The organism is Amycolatopsis melonis (assembly GCF_040064235.1).
GTDB classification, from domain to species: Bacteria; Actinomycetota; Actinomycetes; order Mycobacteriales; family Pseudonocardiaceae; genus Amycolatopsis; species Amycolatopsis melonis.
In genome coordinates this window covers 77,775-97,840 of record NZ_JBDZYD010000024.1, presented here as the reverse complement: position 1 = coordinate 97,840, position 20,066 = coordinate 77,775, and the positions used below count along the sequence as shown (strand labels likewise).

Annotated in this window: 20 protein-coding genes; 9 read left to right on the top strand and 11 right to left on the bottom strand. The window is 72.1% G+C overall.

The window, feature by feature from the left end:
* Positions 1-33: 33 nt before the first annotated feature.
* The 3 genes from ABJI51_RS43165 to cobF form a co-directional block, all read right to left on the bottom strand.
* Entirely contained in the window at positions 34-915 is an 882-nt protein-coding gene (locus ABJI51_RS43165; protein ID WP_348953521.1) for an IS3 family transposase, read from the bottom strand.
* Positions 912-1,202 (bottom strand): transposase, encoded by a 291-nt coding sequence (locus ABJI51_RS43160; RefSeq protein ID WP_348953522.1) that lies wholly within the window; start codon positions 1,200-1,202, stop codon positions 912-914. Before ABJI51_RS43160 ends, ABJI51_RS43165 begins: the two co-directional genes overlap by 4 nt.
* A 535-nt stretch (positions 1,203-1,737) precedes the next feature.
* On the bottom strand, positions 1,738-2,499 hold the full coding sequence (cobF, locus tag ABJI51_RS43155) for a precorrin-6A synthase (deacetylating) (protein ID WP_348957007.1): 762 nt from the start codon (positions 2,497-2,499) through the stop codon (positions 1,738-1,740).
* A gap of 59 nt (positions 2,500-2,558) precedes the next feature.
* Here cobF and ABJI51_RS43150 point away from each other — a divergent pair, with 59 nt between their 5' ends.
* The 3 genes from ABJI51_RS43150 to ABJI51_RS43140 are packed head-to-tail and all read left to right on the top strand — an operon-like array spanning position 2,559 to position 5,171.
* Complete coding sequence (locus ABJI51_RS43150) at positions 2,559-2,765, top strand: heavy-metal-associated domain-containing protein (RefSeq protein ID WP_348957006.1); 207 nt, start codon at positions 2,559-2,561, stop codon at positions 2,763-2,765.
* 4 nt (positions 2,766-2,769) lie between these two features.
* Entirely contained in the window at positions 2,770-4,833 is a 2,064-nt protein-coding gene (locus ABJI51_RS43145; RefSeq protein WP_348957005.1) for a heavy metal translocating P-type ATPase, read from the top strand.
* A gap of 56 nt (positions 4,834-4,889) precedes the next feature.
* Complete coding sequence (locus ABJI51_RS43140; protein ID WP_072477203.1) at positions 4,890-5,171, top strand: metal-sensitive transcriptional regulator; 282 nt, start codon at positions 4,890-4,892, stop codon at positions 5,169-5,171.
* Here the strand turns inward: ABJI51_RS43140 and ABJI51_RS43135 are convergent.
* The 3 genes from ABJI51_RS43135 to ABJI51_RS43125 form a co-directional block, all read right to left on the bottom strand.
* Positions 5,168-5,875 carry a CPBP family intramembrane glutamic endopeptidase gene (locus tag ABJI51_RS43135; RefSeq protein ID WP_348957004.1) on the bottom strand — a complete coding sequence of 236 codons (708 nt, stop codon included), beginning with the start codon at positions 5,873-5,875 and terminating at the stop codon, positions 5,168-5,170. The two genes, ABJI51_RS43140 and ABJI51_RS43135, sit on opposite strands and share 4 nt — an antisense overlap.
* 224 nt (positions 5,876-6,099) lie before the next feature.
* Entirely contained in the window at positions 6,100-7,035 is a 936-nt protein-coding gene (locus tag ABJI51_RS43130) for a coiled-coil domain-containing protein (protein ID WP_348957003.1), read from the bottom strand.
* 120 nt (positions 7,036-7,155) lie between these two features.
* Positions 7,156-7,875 (bottom strand): MgtC/SapB family protein, encoded by a 720-nt coding sequence (locus tag ABJI51_RS43125; protein WP_348957010.1) that lies wholly within the window; start codon positions 7,873-7,875, stop codon positions 7,156-7,158.
* Between the two features lie 87 nt (positions 7,876-7,962).
* On the opposite strand from ABJI51_RS43125, the gene ABJI51_RS43120 reads away from it, so the two are divergent.
* A complete protein-coding gene (locus ABJI51_RS43120; RefSeq protein WP_348957002.1) occupies positions 7,963-8,637 on the top strand; it encodes a maleylpyruvate isomerase family mycothiol-dependent enzyme in 675 nt (224 codons plus the stop codon).
* Between the two features lie 159 nt (positions 8,638-8,796).
* On the opposite strand, the gene ABJI51_RS43115 is transcribed toward ABJI51_RS43120, so the two are convergent.
* The 3 genes from ABJI51_RS43115 to ABJI51_RS43105 all read right to left on the bottom strand — a co-directional run bounded on the left by ABJI51_RS43115 (position 8,797) and on the right by ABJI51_RS43105 (position 11,525).
* A complete protein-coding gene (locus tag ABJI51_RS43115) occupies positions 8,797-10,122 on the bottom strand; it encodes a copper resistance CopC/CopD family protein (RefSeq protein ID WP_348957001.1) in 1,326 nt (441 codons plus the stop codon).
* The gene (locus ABJI51_RS43110) at positions 10,119-10,688 is read right to left on the bottom strand and encodes a hypothetical protein (RefSeq protein WP_348957000.1); all 570 of its coding nucleotides are present in this window, start codon (positions 10,686-10,688) and stop codon (positions 10,119-10,121) included. The genes ABJI51_RS43115 and ABJI51_RS43110 overlap by 4 nt, the downstream gene beginning before the upstream one ends.
* A gap of 141 nt (positions 10,689-10,829) precedes the next feature.
* On the bottom strand, positions 10,830-11,525 hold the full coding sequence (locus tag ABJI51_RS43105; protein ID WP_348956999.1) for a winged helix-turn-helix transcriptional regulator: 696 nt from the start codon (positions 11,523-11,525) through the stop codon (positions 10,830-10,832).
* A gap of 297 nt (positions 11,526-11,822) precedes the next feature.
* Between ABJI51_RS43105 and ABJI51_RS43100 the strand changes: the two genes are divergently transcribed.
* The 3 genes from ABJI51_RS43100 to ABJI51_RS43090 all read left to right on the top strand — a co-directional run bounded on the left by ABJI51_RS43100 (position 11,823) and on the right by ABJI51_RS43090 (position 16,883).
* Positions 11,823-14,123 carry a TOMM precursor leader peptide-binding protein gene (locus ABJI51_RS43100; RefSeq protein WP_348956998.1) on the top strand — a complete coding sequence of 767 codons (2,301 nt, stop codon included), beginning with the start codon at positions 11,823-11,825 and terminating at the stop codon, positions 14,121-14,123.
* Positions 14,124-14,169: 46 nt separating this feature from the next.
* Positions 14,170-15,618, top strand: a complete 1,449-nt coding sequence (locus tag ABJI51_RS43095; RefSeq protein ID WP_348956997.1) for a SagB/ThcOx family dehydrogenase — start codon at positions 14,170-14,172, stop codon at positions 15,616-15,618.
* Between the two features lie 107 nt (positions 15,619-15,725).
* The gene (locus ABJI51_RS43090) at positions 15,726-16,883 is read left to right on the top strand and encodes a sensor histidine kinase (protein WP_348956996.1); all 1,158 of its coding nucleotides are present in this window, start codon (positions 15,726-15,728) and stop codon (positions 16,881-16,883) included.
* Positions 16,884-16,971: 88 nt separating this feature from the next.
* Here the strand turns inward: ABJI51_RS43090 and ABJI51_RS43085 are convergent, their stop codons facing one another.
* Together ABJI51_RS43085 and ABJI51_RS43080 are read right to left on the bottom strand one after the other, a co-directional pair.
* Positions 16,972-17,577 carry a response regulator transcription factor gene (locus tag ABJI51_RS43085; protein WP_348956995.1) on the bottom strand — a complete coding sequence of 202 codons (606 nt, stop codon included), beginning with the start codon at positions 17,575-17,577 and terminating at the stop codon, positions 16,972-16,974.
* A 176-nt stretch (positions 17,578-17,753) separates the two neighbouring features.
* On the bottom strand, positions 17,754-18,503 hold the full coding sequence (locus ABJI51_RS43080) for a helix-turn-helix domain-containing protein (RefSeq protein WP_348956994.1): 750 nt from the start codon (positions 18,501-18,503) through the stop codon (positions 17,754-17,756).
* Between the two features lie 456 nt (positions 18,504-18,959).
* Here ABJI51_RS43080 and ABJI51_RS43075 point away from each other — a divergent pair, with 456 nt between their 5' ends.
* Together ABJI51_RS43075 and ABJI51_RS43070 are read left to right on the top strand one after the other, a co-directional pair.
* On the top strand, positions 18,960-19,151 hold the full coding sequence (locus tag ABJI51_RS43075) for a hypothetical protein (RefSeq protein WP_348956993.1): 192 nt from the start codon (positions 18,960-18,962) through the stop codon (positions 19,149-19,151).
* Between the two features lie 306 nt (positions 19,152-19,457).
* The gene (locus ABJI51_RS43070) at positions 19,458-20,063 is read left to right on the top strand and encodes a response regulator transcription factor (protein ID WP_348956992.1); all 606 of its coding nucleotides are present in this window, start codon (positions 19,458-19,460) and stop codon (positions 20,061-20,063) included.
* Positions 20,064-20,066 lie beyond the last annotated feature (3 nt).

Genomic DNA, 20,066 nt, shown 5'->3' with positions numbered 1-20,066 from the left:
GTGGAGTTGCCCCGGTGGGGCGGACACGGGGTTTCAGGCAGCTAGGGCCTGAGCGTAGTTGGTTCGGGTTTCGGCTGGGGTGTGGTGGCCGATGGTGGAGTGCAGCCGGTGGTGGTTGTAGTACTGCAGCCAGGTGAACACGTCGTGGCGGGCTTGGGCGCGGGTGGGCCAGATCGAGACACCGATCTCGGTTTTGAGGGTGGCGAAGAAGGCTTCGGCGACGGCGTTGTCGTAGCAGGACCCGACCCGCCCGACCGACGGGCGGATCCGGTGCTCGGCGAGGGCGGTGCGGAACTGGCCGGAGGTGTATTGGACGCCGCGGTCGGAGTGAAACACCGCATCAGGCTGGATGAGGCCGCGGGCGGTGGCGAGGTCTATGGCGTCGCAGACCAGGGTGGTGCGCATGTGGTCGGCCATGGCGTGGCCGATGATTTCGCGGGTGTGCAGGTCGATGACGGTGGCCAGGTAGAGCCAGCCTTGGAAGGTGGGCAGGCAGGTGATGTCCCCGACCAACCGGGTCCCGGGTGCGGTGGCGGTGAAGTCCCGGCGGATCAGATCGCCGGCTGGGGTGACCGGCCCGGCCGCGGGTCGGGTGGTGGTGCGGCGTTTGCGGCGGGTGATCCCGGCCAGCCCGTGTTCGCGCATCAGCCGCTCGACCCGCTTGTGATTCACCACGATCCCGCGGCGGTGGAGTTCGGCGGTGATCCGCGGGACGCCGTAGGCACCGCGGTGCTCGGCATGGATCCCGGCGATCACCTGCACCAGGTCGGCCTCGGCCTCGGCCCGCCGGGCACGGCCGGCTTCGGCGGCGACCCATTCGTGGAAGCCCTGCCGGCGCAGGCCCAGGACCTGGCACAACCGCTGCACACCGAACTCGGTGCGGTGTTCGGAGATGAACCGGTAGCGGTAGATCATCGATCCATCTCGCGCGCAAAATAGGCGGCCGCTTTCCGCAGGATCTCCTTCTCTTTCTGCAGCTCAGCGACCTGTTTACGCAACCGCGCCACCTCATCGAGGGTGGCCGGGTCCTCTGCTGGCGGGCCGGCCTCGGTGGCCTGCTTGGCGGTGTTCACCCACGAGCGCAGCGTCTCGTGGTTAACCCCCAGCTCCCTAGCGATCTGCCGCAACGGCCGGTCACTGGAGTTGACCAGCTCGACCGCGTCACGACGGAACTGCTCCGGATACTTCGACCTGCGAGACACCAGGACATCCTCCCTCCAGACCACTGTCTGGAATCAAGGTGTCCGGCCCCAGGGGGCAACTCCACGTGATGCCCCTCCAGTCACGGGCGATGCCCGCTCAATCACGCGTGATGCCCCGCCAGTCACGGATGATGCCCCGCCAGTCACGCGAGATACCCGACCAGTCACGGGTGATGCCTCTCCAGTCACGGGTGATGCCCGCTCAAGCACGCGAGATACCCGATCAGTCACGGGTGATGCCCGGGCCAGGCGCAGGGGATGCCCGTGCAGGGCGCGGGATGCCAGGCCGCGGCCCGCGAGATCCGCGGCCAGTCACGCGAGTTCCGGGCTCCATCACGCGAGATCCGCCCCCAATCACACCAGACCGGTCCCCGAGCACACGAAGCCCGCCCCGGATCACGCAAATCCCCTCCCCGGGAAGCGGAACTGGCGTGACGGAAGAGGCATCACACGTGATCAGACAGGCATCACGCGTGACCGGAGGGGCATCACACGTGATCAGGCAGGCATCTCACGTGACTGGAGGGGCATCACGCTAAGCCGGGCGGCGGAGCAGATACGTGTCCATGATCCAGCCGTGGCGTTCCCGGGCCTCCGTACGCACCCGCCGGATCTCGGCCGCCAAAGCCGGGGTCAGCGGGCCCGACATCAGGATCTCGTCCGGCGTTCCCACGTACGCGCCCCAAAAGATCGTCAAACCTTGAGACGTGAAGCGGTCGAACGTCGTGTGGGCGTCCAACAGGACGAACACGTCGTCCACCCCCTCCGGCCAGCCCTCCGCCAGCCGGCGGCCCGTCGTCAGCTGGACCGCCCTGCCGATCTGGTTCATCGTCGTCCGGTGGCGGGCCACCAACGCCGAAATGCTGCTGATTCCCGGCACCACCTCGTACTCGAACGACACCTTCCCGCGCGCCAGTACCGCCTCGATCAACGCGATCGTGCTGTCGTACAGCGACGGATCGCCCCACACCAGGAACGCCCCCACCTCGTCGGCGGAAAGCGACGAGACGATCGCCTGCTCGTACGCCTCGGCCCGCGCCGCGTGCCAGTCTGCGACCGCCGCCCGGTAGTCCTGCGGTGTTCGGTCGCGCGGGGGGTCCTCCACCAGCACCACGCGATACCCCGGCCGCGTCACGAAGCGGTCGAGGATCTCCTTTCGCAGCCGGACCAGGTCGGCCTTCTCCTCGCCCTTGTCGAGCACGAAGAACACGTCGACGCGGTTGAGGCGGTCGACCGCCTGCACCGTCAGGTGCTCCGGGTCGCCGGCGCCGATTCCGATCGCGTACAGCTTGCGCATGCCGCGAGTCTGACGTCCCCCGATGGTGAACCCCTACCCCCGATGGGTATAAAGGAACCATGACCGAAGCGACTTACACCGTCGAAGGCATGACCTGCGGACACTGCGCCACCTCCGTGCGCGAAGAGGTCTCCGAACTCGACGGCGTCCGGCAGGTGGACGTCGACGTCGAGAGCGGGCGCGTGACCGTGACCAGCGACGCACCTCTGGCCGCCGACGCGGTTGCCGCCGCCGTCACCGAGGCCGGCTACCGGCTCGTCGCCTGATGCCATGACCGCCGCGCAGACCGCAGGCCGCGTCGAGCTCGCCATCGGCGGGATGACGTGTGCCTCCTGCGCGGCGCGCGTCGAGCGCAAGCTCAACAAGCTCGACGGCGTCACCGCGACAGTCAACTACGCCACCGAAAAAGCGCAGGTCAGCTACCCGAAACAGCTTTCGGTGGACGACCTCAGGGCCGTCGTCGAGGCCGCCGGCTACACCGCCCGGCTCCCCGAGCCCGAAACGCCGGACGAAACGCCCACGCTGCGCAAACGTTTGCTCGTCTCCGCCGCGCTCACCGTGCCGCTGGTCGCCCTCGCGATGGTCCCGGCCTGGCACTTCGGCTCGTGGCCGTGGGTCGCGATCGTCCTGGCCGCGCCGGTCGTGACCTGGGGTGCGTGGCCGTTCCACCGCGCCGCCGCGGTCAACCTCCGGCACGCCACCGCCACCATGGACACGCTGATCTCACTCGGAGTTGTCGCGGCGACGGCCTGGTCGCTCTACACCCTCCTCTTCGGCACGGACAGCGACAGCCTCTACTTCGAGGTGGCCGCCGCCGTCACGACGTTCATCCTGGCCGGCCGCTACTTCGAGACGCGCTCGAAGCGCCGCGCCGGCGCCGCCCTGCGCGCGCTCATGGACCTCGGCGCGAAGGACGTCACCGTCCTGCGCGACGGCGAGGAGCGCCGGATCCCCACACAGCAGCTGCAGGTCGGGGACGTCTTCGTCGTCCGGCCCGGCGAGAAGATCGCCACCGACGGCGTCGTCACCGACGGCGGTTCCGCGGTCGACACCAGCATGCTCACCGGGGAGTCCGTCCCCGTCGAGGCCGGTCCCGGCGACACGGTCACCGGCGCGACCGTCAACGTCGGCGGGCGGCTGCTCGTGCGGGCCACCCGCGTCGGCGAGGACACCCGGCTCGCGCAGATGGCGCGGCTCGTCGAGGCGGCGCAGAACGGCAAGGCCCAGGTCCAGCGCCTCGCCGACCGGGTCTCGGCGGTGTTCGTGCCGGCAGTCGTCGCCGCGGCGCTGGCGACGCTGGTGGTCTGGCTCGCCACCGGCGGCAGCCCCGAGCAGGCGTTCACCGCGGCCGTCGCCGTGCTGATCATCGCCTGCCCGTGCGCGCTCGGCCTCGCGACGCCCACGGCGCTGCTCGTCGGCACCGGCCGCGGCGCGCAGCTGGGCATCCTCATCAAGGGCCCCGAGGTGCTCGAGTCCACCCGCCGCGCCGACACCGTCGTCCTGGACAAGACCGGCACCGTCACCACCGGCCGGATGACGCTCGTCGAGGGCGACGGCGAAGTCCTCCGGCTCGCCGGCGCCGTCGAGGCCGCCTCCGAGCACCCGATCGGCCGGGCCATCGCCGACGCCGCCCGCGAGCGGTTCGGCGCGCTGCCCGCCGTCACGGGCTTCCGCAGCACGCCGGGCGTCGGCGTGACCGGCGTCGTCGAAGGACGGACCGTCGGCGTCGGGCGGGCCGACGGCGAGGTGACCACGGTCGCCGTGACCTGGGACGGCGAAGTGCGCGGCACGCTGGCCGTCGCCGACACGATCAAGCCGACGTCGGCCCGCGCCGTCGCCGAGCTGCGCGAACTCGGGCTGACGCCGGTGCTGCTGACCGGCGACAACGCGCGTGTCGCGCGGGCGATCGCCGCGGAGGCCGGGATCGACGCGGTCGTCGCCGAGGTACTGCCCGAGGAGAAGGTCGAGGTCGTCAAGCGGCTGCAGGCCGAGGGACGCGTGGTGGCGATGGTCGGCGACGGCGTCAACGACGCGGCCGCGCTCGCCCAGGCCGACCTGGGCCTGGCGATGGGTACGGGCACCGACGCGGCCATCGAGGCGAGCGACCTGACGCTGGTCCGCGGTGACCTGCGGGCGGCGGCCGACGCGATCCGGCTGGCCCGCCGGACGCTGGCGACGATCAAGGGCAACCTGTTCTGGGCGTTCGCCTACAACGTGGCCGCGCTGCCGCTGGCCGCGCTCGGGCTGCTGAACCCGATGATCGCGGGCGCGGCGATGGCGTGCTCGTCGGCGTTCGTGGTCAGCAACAGCCTCCGGTTGCGCCGCTTCCGGTGAACCCCCGGAGGGTATAGTCGGTGGTCAGGGATGCCGACGACGGGGACAGGTGGGCGATGACGGGTTACGGCAGCGAGCGCGAGGCCTATCTCAAGCGGCTGCGGCGGATCGAGGGGCAGATTCGCGGGCTGCAGCGCATGGTGGAGCAGGACAAGTACTGCATCGACATCCTGACCCAGGTCTCGGCGGCGACGAAGGCACTGCAGTCGTTCTCCCTGGAGCTGCTGGACGAGCACCTGGCGACCTGCGTGGTCCAGGCCGCGGCGGCGGGCGGCGAGGAGGCGGACCTGAAGGTGCGCGAGGCGTCGGACGCGATCGCGCGGCTGGTGCGGTCCTAGCGGACCAGCACGGCCAGGGTGAGGCCGCCGGCGTTGGTCGTGAAGTGCACGATCACCGAGGCGAGCACGCCCCGGCCGAGATGTCGCCACCAGTGCAGGAAGATCCCGGCAACGCCCGCGGCGGCCATCGCGAGCACCTGTAGCACGGCGACCGGCGTCGAGCCGAAGACGGCGTGCACGGCGGCGTTGCGGCCGATGGCGAGCGCGGGCAGAGCGTGCCAGAGCCCGAACAGCGCGGCCGAGCAGAGGATCGGCGGCCAGCGCCAGCGCTCGTCGGTCGCGCCGAACAGGCCGGGCAGCACGCCGCGGAAGGCGATCTCCTCGATGAGCACGGTCCCGAACAGGATGCGGCCGCAGGTGAGCCAGAGCAGCTGGCCGAGGTCGGGGTCGCCGACGCGGCCGTCCTGGTAGACGGTCCGCAGCGACGGCACGGCCAGCGCGACACCGAACACGACGGCGATGAGCCCGGCCCCGGCAAGCCCGGTCAGCGCGGGGCGGCGGAGGCTGCGCAGGCCGAGATCGCGCCAGGAGCACCCGGCGGCGCGGCCCAGCAGGACCAGGACTACGGACGCGACCAGTCCGCACACGGGGTAGGCCCAGCCGGGGAGGACGCGGTTGGCCAGCGTGGTCGACGCGGCCAGGGTGACGACCGCGGCGACCAGGGCGAGAACCCGCTTCGGCGGGAAGGGGACGGCCTCGGTCACCGGCCGGCTCCGGTTCTCGCGGCGGGCGGCGCTGACTTGAATGACTCATTCAGGGCTTCGGAGGTCCTGAATGACTCATTCACGACGGTCGTCCCCCCCGCGCCGGTACCGCACTGTGCCGGGGCCCGCCGCCGGATGTCATGAACGAGTCGTTCACCGCGTCCGACGTCATGAACGAGTCGTTCATGACGTCGTGAGCAGCGCCGATGCCGCGGCCGCCCAGGTCAGCCCACCGCGTCGGACAGGTCGTCCGCCGGGGACCTGCGCTGGATCGGGACTCTCTTCGACATCGGCAACGTTGCTTCCGGGTCGAACGGGGCCGGCCGGTCGTCGAGGGCCACCGCCGCGTCGGTGAGCAGGGCCCGGCAGCCCGCCAAGCTTGCCTGGAGCCGGTCGCGGACCTCCTGGAGGGCCGTCACCTCGCGCTGGGCCGCTTCGACCAGCTCTTCCCCGTGGCGGGTGGCGTCGGTGACGAGCCGGTCCGCCTGCTCGCGGGCCGCCGCCAGCTTGTTCTCCGCCGTCTTCACCAGGGCTTCCGCGCGCTCGGTGGCGTCCGCCACCAGGCGGTCCGCCTTGGTGCGGGCGGCCGCCTCCTCTTCCGCTAGTTCGCGCATCGCGTCCGCGCGGCGGACCGTCATCGCCCTGGTCAGGTCCTCCTCCAGCTGGGCGCGGCGGTGCGCGGCCGCCTCGTCGAGCTCGCGGCGGCGCTCCTCGGCTGCGCGCATGAACTCCTCGTGCTCCGCGCGCTGCCGCTCGCGCTCGGCCTCCGCCTCGGCGACCAGCCGGCGTTCCTTCTCCGTGAGCCGGACCGCCTCCGCCTCCGCCTCGCGGCGGAGACGCTCCGCGGTTTCCTTGGCCTGCGCGGTGATTTCGGCCGCTTCCTCGCGGGTCAGCTCGACCATCCGGCGCGTGCGCTCCTGCAGGGCGTCCGCCGGGATCGGGGTCATGCTGATCCGGTCGATCTTCACGCGAAGCTCACGGTTCTCCTCCGCCAGCACCTTCCCGCGATGCAGCGCCGCGTCGCGTTCGGCGGTGAGTCGGCGGATCTCCGCCTCGGCCCACTCGACGTATTCGGTGACCTGGGCGCGATGGAAACCGCGCCACGCCAGGTCGAATCCGGGCAACGCGAGCGTCGCGTCCTCGCCACCGCCGGGGGCCATGCCTCACCTCCGAATTGGATGGTTTCTCCTCGGCCGCACGTTTTCCTTGCGGTACCGGGAATTTCCGTGTGCACCCCAGTGTGCCGCAAACTCCCCGCCGCGCGCCGCCCGGGCGGGTGATCATTCGTCGAACGGTTCCCCGCGGCCGGTCGACGTGCTCCGCACACCGGGCAGCTCGGCCAGTTCGCCGGCGAGGTCGTAGAGATCGCCGCGGCCGTCGAGGCGCAGCGTCACGACCGCGATCCGGTGTCCCTCTTCGGAAATCGACTCGTGGTCGACGTCGACGCGCAGCACCGCCCAGCCGCGTCCGGTGCATGCGGCCAGCGCCGCGCGGAGCACGCCGCGGCCGTCGAGGTAGCTCAGCCGGATCACCGGTGGCTCGCGGCGGTGGCGGGCGACGAACCGCTGCAACGGCGGGAAGCCGCGGGTCACCACGAAATGCCCGATGGTCGTGCCGACGGCCAGCACCGTCAGCCCCGCGCCGCACGCGGTGCCCACCGCGGCGGTGACCCAGATCGTCGCCGCCGTGGTCAGGCCGCGGACCGCGTCGCGGCGGACGAAGATCAGGCCGCCGCCGATGAAGCCGATGCCGGACACGATCTGCGCCGCGATCCGCGACGGGTCCAGCGAGACCTGGTCGATGCCGAGCAGGTCCGCGAAGCCGTACTTCGACACCAGCATGAACACCGCCGAGCCGACGCCGACCAGGCTGTGCGTCCGCAGGCCGGCGGCCTTCATGCCGGCTTCGCGTTCGAGCCCGATGGCGACGCTCAGCACGAGCGCGAGCAGCACCGGCGGCAGCAGGTCCCACTGCGCCGGCGTGGACCACAGGGTGGGCAAGGTCACGACCTCCAGGTTCGTCGGACGGCGGCAAGCGAGGAGAACCCCCAAGCCTGCCACCAGGGCATACTGTGCCGGGAGGTGCGTGTGACAGCGACTCGGCCGGTCCCGGCACCGGACTTCGTGGGCTACCCCGCGGTGCGCCACGGTATTCGCGCGCTGCTCGGCGGGCGGCCCGGCACCCACCGCCGCCGCGTCCCGGCCTGTCCGGAGTGGACGGTCACCGACGTGCTCCGCCACCTCGTCGCGATCGCCGAGCGCGTGCTCGAGCGGCACGGCGGCACCCCGCCCGCGCCTGCCCCGGACCTGGCGGTGCCGGAGCTGCTCGACCGCTGGGACGACATCGGCGAGGACCTCGACCGCAGGCTCGCGGCCGCGGGCGGGCGCACCGGCGAGGTGATGGTGATGGACGCCTACACCCACGAGCTGGACCTGCGCGCGGCGCTGGGCGTGCCGCCGCCGGTGGAACACGTCGCGTGGGCGCCGAGCTTCGAAGTGCTGGTCCGCGGCTTCTCCGGCTCGGTCGCCGGCCGCGGCCTCCCACCGCTGAGCCTCCGCACCCCGGGCGGCTCGGCCTGGACGGCAGGCACGGGACGGCCGGTGGCCTCCCTGACCGCCCCGGCCCACGACCTGTACCGGGCACTGGCCGGACGGCGTTCGCTCACCCAGCTGGCGGCGCTCGAATGGAGTGCGGCGCCGGGGCCGTGGCTGCCCGCGTTCAGCTGGGGGCCGTTTGTGCCGCCGCCGCGGCCTGGGGTGTGACGCCGGCTGGGGTCGTGAATGTGACATTCACGGACTTTCGGTGGGGGCCTGCGGGGCGGGGGTGGGTGGGCTGAAAGGCGCTTTGGTCTCGTCTGATGCGGTGAAAGGGACTTTCCTCGCGCCAGATGCGAGGAAAGTCCCTTTCAGCCCACCGCGGGATCAGCCGCCCGGTGGGGTGGCCGTGAGGACTGCCGCCAGAGCCAGGACCACTGCCGCGAGGATGACCTCCGTCGTCACCGCGAGGCGGAGGCGGGTCAGGTTCGCCGTCGCCACGGCCCGGCGGCCCGGCCCTCCCACGCCGCTCAGGACCGCCTTGCGGGCCGCGTTCGCCACCGGGAGGAGGATTACCAGCCCGGTGATCTTGCCCAGCAAAAGCCAGCCGTAAGTCGTCGTCCACAGCGACGTCACCGACGGCATTATCCGCAGCGCCAGCACGCCGCCGCTGATCGCTATCGTTGTCACGCACGTCATTGCCAGGCCCGAGAAGCGGGTCACCACCGGGTCCAGGTCCTCCGCCGGTGGTGGCCGGTGGAGGACCAGGGCCAGCTGGACCAGGCCGCCCGCCCACACCGTGATCGCGCCCCAGTGGGCCAGGTCGGCTGCCACCGAGAAGTACATCACCGGGTCCGTCACCGGGTGGCCGGTTGCCGAGAAGCTCAGCAGCACCACGAACCCCGTGATCATCGCCGCGTTCTCCAGGCGGCCGGATGCCGGTGGTGCCAGCAGGCGGCGCAGCAGCAGGGCCAGTACCCCGGCCGCGGCCAGGCGGACCAGCAGGAGCTTGCCGTAGGACACGCGGAACGTGTCGGCCAGCAGGCCCGGGTCGAGCAGCGCCCCGAGGCCGCGTCCGGCCGCGTACGGGCCCTGCAGCAGGAACGTCGCGATCGCCGTGGCCGCGGTCAGCCACGCGCCCGTGACCAGCAGGCGGCGGGCCCGCGGGTCCGTGCGGCCGCCCGGGCGGCACGTCAGGAGGAACACCAGGCCGCCGAGCAGGACGACGCCGGCGAAGGACAGCCAGCGGACGATCGTCGCCACGACGTCGACCGTGGGGTCCGTGCCGGTTGCCGCCGCTACCGCGCCCGCCGACGTGATCAGCGGGCCCGTGCCGACGACGAAGGCGAACGTGCCGCGGACCGGGTGGGAGTCGGCCGAGACGAACGCGTACTCGACCAGGTAGCTGCCGTCGGGCAGGCCCGGCCGCAGCCGGACCGCCACCTGCTCGGCGACGTCGCCCGGCTGGAACACCGGGCCGGTGTCGACGGCGGCGCCGCGCGTGTCGACCACCTTGAGCGATCCGGGCTGGATGCCGACGTTCTCCGACAGCGTCACCGACACCTGCGACGGCGCCGCGGTCAGCCGCGTGCCGTCGCCGGGGGTGGACGAGATGATCTCGACGTGTGCCGACGCCGGAGCGGCGGTGAGCACCAGCCAGCCTGCCAGGAAGGCCAGCAGGGCCAGTGCCCGCCGCGCGGCCCGGCCGGTCATGCGGCGAGGGCGGGCGGGCGCAGCCCGCAGGTGCAGCCGGTCAGCTCGTGCTCGGCGGCCGACGCACGCCGGTGCAGCACGACCGCCACGATCATCGGGATGGTGACGATCGTGTTGTAGAACAGGTGCAGCTCGACCCGCGGGATGAGCAGCTGGACGATGCTGGTCGGCACCTTCGACCCCGCCATGCGCCAGCCGGTCTGTGCCTGCAGGAACAGCAGCAGGTGCTCGATGTGGTGCCAGAACTGCAGGGCCAGCGCCAGGTTCCACCACTGCCGCGACCGGCCCGCGAACCCGTGCCGCAACGTCCACAGCGCGACGAGCATGACGAGCGCGTACCCGTAGTGCAGCCATTCGGAGCTGATCAGCGCCGGGAACGGGATGCCGAGCACCCCGCGGGCGTCGGAGGTCTTCCAGCCGAGCGCGTAGATCTGGAAAGCCTGCGCGATGTGCTCGGCCCAGTGCCCGATCACGATCACCATGAACACCGCGAGAGCGCGGTGGTGCCAGCGGCTGTTGAGCCCGCCGAGGAAACCGGCCGGACGGGCGAGTTCGGACGTCGACATGCAGACACCCCAGTTTCGCGAAGACGACGATGTGCGTCGACGATAGCTGCCGGAGCAGCGGTCTCCGTTACTCCGGATTGCCGATCTCGCAAGGAAAATTGCGCCGCCCGGCGGATTGCGCCGCCGGGCGGGCCGGGAGGGTCAGTGCACGGACAGGCCGGTCGAGCGCTCGGGTGCCGGCGGGATCTGGAACAGCCGGGCGAACAGCTCCAGGTGCGCCGGGTCGCCCTCGACGCGGACCCGGCCGGTGGAGATGGCGTCCTGGGCCGACAGGGTTCCCTTGAGCACGTCGAACAGGGCCGGGCCCTGCGGCTTGATCACCAGGTCGGGCGCGGGCAGCGCCCCGGTGGACACCTTGAGCTGGCCGTCGTCGACCAGTGCGTGCACGATCATCTCGCCGTCGAGGTGGTGCAGCTCGTAGTTGACGTGCACGCCCGCGGCGGCCTCCTCCTTGAAGGTCGTGTAGAGCGAGAGGATGGCGATGTCGACGGTGATGATCTGGTCCGGCTGCGGGTAGTTCAGCGAGCGCGAGCCCCACAGGCCGAGGTCGAGCACGATGTGGTCCAGCTCGGAGCCGTACTCGGTCAGCTCGTAGACGACGCCGGCGTCCAGCTGCGACAGGACGCGGCGGCGGACCACGCCCGCCTCTTCGAGCTCGTTGAGGCGGGAGGTCAGGATGCTGACCGGGATCCGGGGCAGGGTGCGCTGCAGGTCGGTGAACCGCTTGGGGCCGAGCACGAGGTCACGCACGACCAGCAGCGACCACCGCTCGCCGACGATCTCGAGCGCCCGGGCCAGGCCGCAGAACTGTCCGTAGGTGCGAGCAGAGGTAGGCATACTCGGGTCCTCACTATTTCTCGGGTACCTGACCGGGCGCCGCCGGTTCGCGCGGGACCGCGAGCTCGGTTATGGTGCCCCCGACGCACCGTGCCGCCACGGGCGTCGCTGTCTACGGTGACGGTTCGCCGCCGCGTGCGGCCAGTGAGCGACGCACCGGTGGCTCGTGCGTTTTCCATGTCCGGCCATGCGTTTCGCATGACTTGCCCGTGCTTACGGCACTGGTTGAGTAGACGTGCCGTGGAGGAGGATTTCCTTCTCTCGTCCCGCCCAGCCCGACGACCGGCAGGAGAGCCCATGCGCACGACAGCGGTGGACGCGCACGGCGGCGACGCCACGCAGGTGCCGGTCCCGGCCCGCACCCCGGCGTTCCGGCGGCACCTGCGCGCGGAGATCAGGGCGGGCAAGGGTGCCTACCTGTTCTCCGAGCAGGGCGTGATCGCCTTGCGCGGCAGCAAGATCGAGTCGCTGGCCGCGTTGCTCGACGGCACGCACGATCTCGACCGGCTGCTGCGGGACCGGCCCGGCGGGATGGCGCCGGAGGAGGTCGCCGCGCTGCTGACCCAGCTGGTCGACGCCGGACTGGTGACCCTGCGCAGCCCCGCTCCCGGCGGCGACGAGCGCGCGCTGGCCTACTGGGACGCCTGCGGCGTCGACGCCGACGTCGTGGCCGCCCGGCCGGGCACCGTGCGGCTCGTCGCGGTGGGCGACAGCGCCGACGGCGTCGACCCGGGCGCGGTCGGGCGGGCACTGGCCGACGCCGGCCTCGAAGTGCTGCCCGCGGGCACCGGTCCCGCGGACCTGTCGGTCGTGCTGTGCGCCGACTACCTCGACCCGCGGCTGGCGGAGATCGACGCCGAGCACCGGCGGTCCGGGCGGCCGTGGCTGCTGGCGCGCCCGTCGGGGGCGCAGGTGTGGATCGGCCCGGTCCTGCAGCCGGGTGGCGCGTGCTGGCACTGCCTGACCCACCGGCTGTGGGGGCACCGGCACGCCGAAGCCTGCGTGCAGGAAGAACTCGGCCACGACGGCCCGGCCCGGCGCCCGGTGTCGTCGGTGCCGCCGCTGGCCGCGGCGGGGGCGCATCTGGTCGCGCTGGAGGCGGCCAAGTGGCTGGCCGGGTACCGCCACCACGGCCAGCAGTGCGTGTGGACGCTGGACACGCTCGACCTGCAGGGACGGCTGCACGAACTGCGCCGCCGCCCGCAGTGCCCCGGCTGCGGCGACCCGTGGCTGGTGACCTGGCGCGCGGCGCGGCCGGTCCGGCTGCAGCCCGCCAGGAAGACGGCCACCGACGGCGGCGGGCACCGCACGGCCACGCCCGCGCAGATGCTCGACCGGTACCGGCACCTGGTCAGCCCGGTCACCGGGATCATCAAGGACATCCGCCGCGACCCGGCGGCGCCGTGGTTCGCCAACGTCTACCGCTCCGGGCCCAACATCGCCCGCGGCATCACCGCGATGGCCGGGCTGCGGGCCGGGCTGCGCTGCGAGAACGGCGGCAAGGGCGTCAACCCGCTCGACGCCGAGGTCGGCGCGCTCTGCGAGGCCGCGGAACGGTTCTCCGGCAACTTCCAGGGTGACGAGCTGCGCATCCGCGGCTCCTACGCCGAACTGGGCGAGGAAGCCCTGCACCCCAACGAATGCATGCTGTTCGCCGACCGGCAGTACGCCGAGCGCGCGGCCTGGAACCCGCTGCACGGGCCGTTCCAGCGCGTCGGCGAGCCGTTCGACCCGGCCGCCGTGACCGACTGGACCCCGGTGTGGTCGCTGTCCGGTCGGCGCCGCCTGCTGCCGACGTCCTACCTGTACTACGGAACCCCGCGGGAGAGCGTGACCCGCGGCGTGCGCGCCGACTCGAACGGCTCGGCGGCGGGCAGCAGCCTGGAGGACGCGATCCTGCAGGGTGCGCTGGAACTCGTCGAACGCGACGCGGTCGCGCTGTGGTGGTACAACCGCACTCCCGTGCCGGGCGTCGACCTCGCCTCCTTCGCCGACCCGTGGCTGGCCGAGGTCGCCGGGCACTACACGGCGATCGGCCGCGAGCTGTGGGTCCTCGACGTGACCGCCGACCTGGAGATCCCGGTGGCGGTGGCGCTGTCGCGGCGGATCGACGGCCCCTACGAGAACATCACGTTCGGGTTCGGCGCCCACCTCGACCCGCGGATCGCGGTGCGCCGCGCGGTGACCGAGCTGAACCAGATGCTGCCCATCGTGGAGACCGCGGGCCAGGACCTCGACGACCCGGACGCCCGGCACTGGTTCACCCACGTCACCGTCGCGAACCAGCCGTACCTGCGGCCGGCGGCGGGGCAGCGGATGCGGACCGCCGCGGACTTCCCGTTCGTCAGCAGGGCCGACGTCCGCGACGACGTCCAGGCGCTGGAGCGGGTGTTCGCCCGGGCCGGCCTGGACCTGCTGGTGCTCGACCAGACCCGGCCGGACGTCGGGATCCCGGTGGCCAAGGTGCTCGCGCCGGGCCTGCGCCCGTTCTGGGCCCGGTTCGCGCCGGGCCGGCTCTTCGACGTCCCCGTCCGGCTGGGCCGGCTCGCCGCGCCGACCCCGTACGAGCGGCTCAATCCCTTGCCCATGTTCATGTGACCGGCCCGCGCAGGACCGGTGCTGCTGCTCGCCCGAGGAGAAGGCTTTGCCTGCAGACCGCCCGGAAGGGAACCCGGAGACCGTCCGGCTCTGGTCCCTCACCGAAGACACCTTGCTGGAGGCGGGAGACGACGACACGATCGTCGCGATCACCTGGTGGGGCGAGTACGAGCTGGCCGGCATCCCCGTGCCGGTCCGCGAGTCGCTGAACCGGCTGCTGCTCGGCCCGGTGTCGATGGGCAACCTCGCCTCCTCGGCGGGCGCCGGTGCCGAGGAGTGGGCAGGCGCGCTGCGCAAGGTCCTCAACCGCCTGTCCGGCTCGGTCGTGCACTCGCTCGCGCTGGACGACGGCCGCGGGCCGGTGCTCTCGGCGATCCCGGTGACCCAGTCGCCGGTCTTCCCCGCCGACCCGGTGCCGCCGGGACGGCTGGTCAAGCTGTCGCGGTTCTCGACGATGCGCCCGGACGACGGCGGCGGGCTGCTGCTCGAATCGCCGCGGGCGCGGTACCGGGTCGCGCTGCTGCGCCCGCCCGCGGTGGCCGTGGCGTCGTCGCTGGCAGGGCCGGTCACCCTCGCCCAGGTCGCCGAGACCACCGGGCTGTCCGAGCCGGTCGTGGCGGACGTCGTGGCGTTCCTGGCCGCGGCGGGCGTGGCGCTGGTGGCCGACGACTGGGCGGAGTTCGCCGAGGACTCCGACGCCGACCTGGCCGTCTGGTCGCCGGAGGACCTGATCTTCCACGCCCGCAGCCGGACCTGGCAGAAGGGCGGTCCGCCCGCCGCGGAGGGGCCACGGGCGGGGACCGAGCCGCCGGTCGTCAAGCAGATCACCGCCGGGCCGACCTTCCCGCTGCACCGCCCGGACCCGACGGTCCTCGAGGCGACCGACCCGACGCTGACCGCGCTGCTGGAGGACGACCACACCTGCCCCGAGCTGACCGAGCGCGCGCTGACCGCCGACCAGATCGGGGAGTTCCTCTACCGTGCCGCGCGGGTGCGCTCGATCGGGCCCGCCTACCTGCCCGGCGGGCCCGGCCACGAGGCGTCCCAGCGGCCGTACTTCAGCATCGCCTGCCTGTACGAGCTGGAGATCTACGTCGGGATCAACCGGTGCGCGGACCTCGCGCGGGGGATCTACCACTACGACCCGCTGTGGCACACGCTGACGCTGATCAACGACGACCTCGGCGTCCTGGACGGCATGCTGGACCTGGCGATGATCGGGGCGGGCAGCCACCGCAGGCCGTCGGTGCTGCTGACGATGACCGCGCGGATGTCGCGGATCGCCTGGGTGCTCGGCAGTGCCGCGTACGCGACGACGCTGGTGCACGTCGGGGCGCTGCAGCAGGTTCTCTACCTCACGGCGAAGGCGATGGGCCTGGCCGCGCACGCCGTGCCGGTCGACGCCGGCGACCGCGTGGACCGCTCGCTGAAGCTGGAGTGGCCTGCCGAGGTGAGCGTCGGCGAGTGCGTCCTGGACTTCGCGCCGTCGCGGTGACAGGCGGTTCGTCCGGGACGCCCGTCCTGTTACCTTGGTGTCGCCGGCCGCGTGGTGAGCGGGAAGACCGCGGTCCGGCGGTGGCGAGAGGGGCCGTGGTTCAGCCGGTGCGCACGCTCGGTAGGGGATTCCGGGAATCCGACGACGGGTCCGCGTCCCCCTGCGGGGAGAAGCGGGCCGGGTTCCGCACGCTCGTGTACGGCGCGCAGACGGTGGCCGCGGCCGGGGTGGCGCTGCTGGTGTTCCTGTCGGTGCTCACCGGCCGGGAGTCCTGGTTCGCCCGCCTGCTCGCGCTGGCCTGCGCCGCTGCGCTCGCCGTCGTCCACCTGACCTGGTTCGCCGGCGGCCGTGCCCCGCGTGCGGCCCTGATCGCCCAGGCCCTGCTGGGTTTCGGGCCGATGCTGCCGCTCGGCGCGGCGTGGAGCACCGCCACCGGGTTCTTCGCCGGCGGGCTGCTGCTGGCGTATCCGCCGGTCCGGGCGGTGCCGGGGGCGCTGGCGACCTGTCTTGCGGCCGGGGTCGTCTCGGCGTGGCACGGCGTGTCGGTGCACGCGGGCCTGGCGGGCGCGGTGACCTCCGGGGTCGCCGCGCTGACGCTGTTCGGGCTCGGCTCGGCCGCGCGGCTGGTCGCCGAGCGTGACGGGGAGGTGCGCGAGCTGAAACGCCGCGTGGTCGCCGAGGAACGCGAGCGGTTCGCCCGGGATCTGCACGACCTGCTCGGGTTGAGCCTTTCGGCGATCACCCTCAAGGGTGAACTCGTCGACCGGCTGGTGGTCGGCAGGCCCGCGCAGGCGCGCGAGGAACTGGCGGAGCTGCTGGTGATGTCGCGGCGCGCGCTGGCCGACGTCCGCACGATCTCGGCGGGCTACCGCGAGCTGTCCCTCGACGACGAGTGCCGCGCGGCGGCCGACGTGCTGAGCGCGGCCGGGATCCGCGTGACGGTCGCCCGGTCCGGCATCGGCGACCTGCCCCGGGAGGTGGCCACGGCGCTGGCGACGATGCTGCGCGAAGGGGTGATGAACGTGATGCGCCACAGCACGGCCCACTGGTGCGCGTTCTCGGTGAGCACCGAGGACGGAACGGCGTGGCTGGAGATCGTCAACGACGGCGCCACCGGGGCGGCAGGCGGCGGCGCGGGCTCCGGAGCGGGGCTGCGCAACGTCCACGACCGGGTCGAGGCGCTCGGGGGCACGCTGACACGGGAAACGGGCGCCGACGGGACCCACCGGCTGGTGGTGGCGATCCCGGTGTGCCGGGCGGGCTGAGGGTGCGGGGTCTGCCGCGGCTTGTCGTGAGTGGTAATGAGGGTTAGAACACTGTTATTCACTCACGAGCGGTGCGCTTTCCCGTGGGTCAGAGCCACTCGGCTTCGGTCGCGATGCGGATCGCGTGGACCCGGTTGCGGGCGTTGAGCTTCGTCACCACCGCGGCCAGGTAGTTGCGGACCGTGCCGGCCGAGAGGAACAGCTCGGCCGCGATGTCGGACACCGTGCGGCCCTTCGCCGCCAGGGACAGGATCTCGATCTCGCGGGGCGTCAGCGGGCAGTCGTCGGTTTCCCAGGCCGCCAGTGCCAGCTCGCTGTCGATGACGCGGCGGCCGATCGCGACCGAGCGGACCGCGTTCGCGAGCTTGTCCGACGGCGCGTCCTTGAGCAGGAAGCCGTTCACCTTCGCGTCGAGGGCGCGGCGGACCGTGCCCGGCCTGCCGAGGCTGGTCAGGATGAGCGTGTGGCAGCCGGGGAGGCTTTCGTGGATCTCGATCGCCGCGGAGAGGCCGTCCTTGCCCGGCAGGTCGATGTCGATGACCGCGACGTCGGGCTGGGCCGCCTTCGCGGCCGGGAGGATCTGGTCGCCCGAGGACACCTCGGCCACCACTTCGATGTCGGACTCGAGGTTGAGAAGGGCGACCAGTGCGCCGCGGACCATGTGCATGTCCTCGGCCAGCAATACCTTGATCACAATGGTACCTCGCACCCCAGTCCGGCAACTCCGAACCGCAATGGTACGCCATTGCCCTTCGCCGCCGGTGTTTTCGACGGTAATGCCGGTGGATAACCCGCGCCCCCGATGACAGGCGCGCCCGCCGCCCGCCGATTAACGGACGGCGGATTCGGCGCGCCGGAATTGCACGCCCGTCAGCTCGCCATCGGGCGGGCGAGCGCCGCCTGCCGCAGGTCCGGCAGGGCCAGCAGCACCGGCGGGTCGAAGCCGTGCCGGGGGCGGAGGTGGACGTCGGCCAGGCTGGCCGCGACCCCGCGCCTGCTGGTCACCGGCCCGGCCAGGCCGGTGAACGGCCGCAGCGGCGTGCCGTCCGGTGCCGTGGTGCCGTAGGCGTGCGCCAGGACGTACCAGGAGCCCAGCGGGACGTCGGCCAGCGTGTACGGCCCCGGACCGGGCAGGATGACGTGCCGGGCAGGCGCGCCCTCGGCGATCTTGGCCGGGAAGAGGCCGACGAACACCGGCCCGACCTCGGCGGGGACGGCCACGCGCAGCTGCCCGCGCACCGCCGCGCCCGGGCCGGGCGTGGACGGGCGGTCGGCGATCCGCACGGCCGCGCCGTGCAGCCGCCGGTAGCCCGACGGCGGGACGCCCACGCTGCCGCTGAACCGCGCGCTGAACGTGCCGACGCTGTTGTAGCCGACCTGGTGACTGATGTCGGCCACCGAGATCTGGGTGGCCGCGAGCAGGCGTTTCGCCTCCGCCAGCCGCAGGGCCGACAGGAACCGGCCCGGCGACAGCCCGGTGACCCGCAGGAACACCCGGGTGAAGTGGAACTTGCTGAACATGGCCGCGCGGGCGAGGTCGTCGATCGTGAGCCGCTCGCCCAGGTTGTCCCGCATGGTCACGATGGCGCGTGCCACGGCTTGCCGGACGATCTCATCCATGGTGGGCCGTCCCCTCGGTTGACGGTGCCGCACCCGGCTCTTGGCGGCGACGCCGCCGGGCGCGGAGGAGAATTGTTTCGACCAAAACTGTAGGTCCGCGGGCGTCTACTTCTTAAGTGCTCTGTGCACCGGTGTGCATGGATTTCTCCGATGGTCGACATGCGTTTTGCACATGGGGGTTTGACGGCCTCGCCGCCGGGGTAGTCCACCCGTGACGAACGCACATCGCGGATGGCCGCGATAGCGGCGTGCAGCCGATCACACGCGGAAAGTGACGAAATTCCGGTGATTCGGCGTGCTTTCGTGGGCTTGTTAGCCCGTTCGGACTCCGGCTCGAAACCGCACGGACCATGTGTAAGCCACATCGCCCTGGTGACGCGGGCACTGGCTGTTGCGGGACCGCTGGGCGACGATTTGTGGCACGTGAAACATTAATTTCGCCACTGGGGAGCACGAATGTTTGCACAGGTTTCCGCTGACGTCCGCACGCTTTTTTCCGAGCTCGGTATCCCGAATGACGGCGCCGACGTCCTGGTCATCGAGCGGTTCGGGCAGTGGCACGACGCGGCCGACGCCGTCGTCCGCGGCACCGTCGGCAGCTGCTTCAGCTGTGTCTCCGAGTCGGAGGAGTGGGCCGAGGCGGCCTAGGCAGCTCACCAGCTACGACGCGACTTCGTGAGTCGCTCACGGCTGCTGCCGGTGCCGGGCTCGTTGCCGCCGGGGAGTGCGTCGCCTGCCGCAGCGGGTCGACGCCTCCCGGCCCAACGGCCCGGGTACGGCGAAGGTGACGGGCGGTAGCCGTCCGGTCGCCGGTCGAATTTTTGACTGTGCCTTGGTTTTGTTGCATACGTCATTCACGAGTGGCGCAGCGGAATGCAGCCCGAATGGTGCAACCGAGCCGACGGGAAAAATGTCAGAATCGGCTTCTGGGGAATCGTGAGTGCGGAGGCACCTGTGATCAGAGTGCTGGTTGCCGAGGACATGCACATCGTGCGGGGAGCACTGGTGGCACTACTCGGGCTGGAGCCCGACATCGAAGTGGTCGCGGACGTGGCCTCGGGGCTGGAAATCCTGCCTGCGGCCCGGGCCAAGCAGGCCCAGGTGGCCGTCATCGACATCGACCTGCCGGGGAAGGACGGCCTGACGGCCGCCGGCGAGCTGCACGAGCAGCTACCGGGGTGCCGGACGCTGATCCTGACCAGCCTCGGCAGGCCGGGCACGCTGCGCCGGGCCCTCGACGCCAAGGTGAGCGGCTTCCTGCTCAAGGACGCGCCACCCGACAAGCTCGCGAACGCCGTGCGCGGCGTGCTGGCGGGCCGCCGCATGGTCGACGGCGACCTGGCGCTCGCCGCATGGGACTCGGTCGACTGCCCGCTGACCGGGCGCGAGCTGGACGTCCTGCGCATGACGTCGCAGGGCTACGGGACGGTGGAGGTCGCCGCGCGGCTGTACCTGTCCGCCGGCACGGTGCGCAACTACCTCACGACCGTCGTGGCCAAGCTGAACGGCCGCAACCGGGTGGACGCCATCCGCATCGCGGAGGAGTCCGGCTGGCTGTGACCG

Bases quoted from the DNA above. Each gene is read 5' to 3' on its own strand.
- ABJI51_RS43165 (WP_348953521.1), bottom strand. From the start codon at position 915: ATGATCTACCGCTACCGGTTCATCTCCGAACACCGCACCGAGTTCGGT.
- cobF (WP_348957007.1), bottom strand. From the start codon at position 2,499: ATGCGCAAGCTGTACGCGATCGGAATCGGCGCCGGCGACCCGGAGCAC.
- ABJI51_RS43150 (WP_348957006.1), top strand. From the start codon at position 2,559: ATGACCGAAGCGACTTACACCGTCGAAGGCATGACCTGCGGACACTGC.
- ABJI51_RS43145 (WP_348957005.1), top strand. From the start codon at position 2,770: ATGACCGCCGCGCAGACCGCAGGCCGCGTCGAGCTCGCCATCGGCGGG.
- ABJI51_RS43140 (WP_072477203.1), top strand. From the start codon at position 4,890: ATGACGGGTTACGGCAGCGAGCGCGAGGCCTATCTCAAGCGGCTGCGG.
- ABJI51_RS43130 (WP_348957003.1), bottom strand. From the start codon at position 7,035: ATGGCCCCCGGCGGTGGCGAGGACGCGACGCTCGCGTTGCCCGGATTC.
- ABJI51_RS43115 (WP_348957001.1), bottom strand. From the start codon at position 10,122: ATGACCGGCCGGGCCGCGCGGCGGGCACTGGCCCTGCTGGCCTTCCTG.
- ABJI51_RS43110 (WP_348957000.1), bottom strand. From the start codon at position 10,688: ATGTCGACGTCCGAACTCGCCCGTCCGGCCGGTTTCCTCGGCGGGCTC.
- ABJI51_RS43105 (WP_348956999.1), bottom strand. From the start codon at position 11,525: ATGCCTACCTCTGCTCGCACCTACGGACAGTTCTGCGGCCTGGCCCGG.
- ABJI51_RS43100 (WP_348956998.1), top strand. From the start codon at position 11,823: ATGCGCACGACAGCGGTGGACGCGCACGGCGGCGACGCCACGCAGGTG.
- ABJI51_RS43080 (WP_348956994.1), bottom strand. From the start codon at position 18,503: ATGGATGAGATCGTCCGGCAAGCCGTGGCACGCGCCATCGTGACCATG.
- ABJI51_RS43075 (WP_348956993.1), top strand. From the start codon at position 18,960: ATGTTTGCACAGGTTTCCGCTGACGTCCGCACGCTTTTTTCCGAGCTC.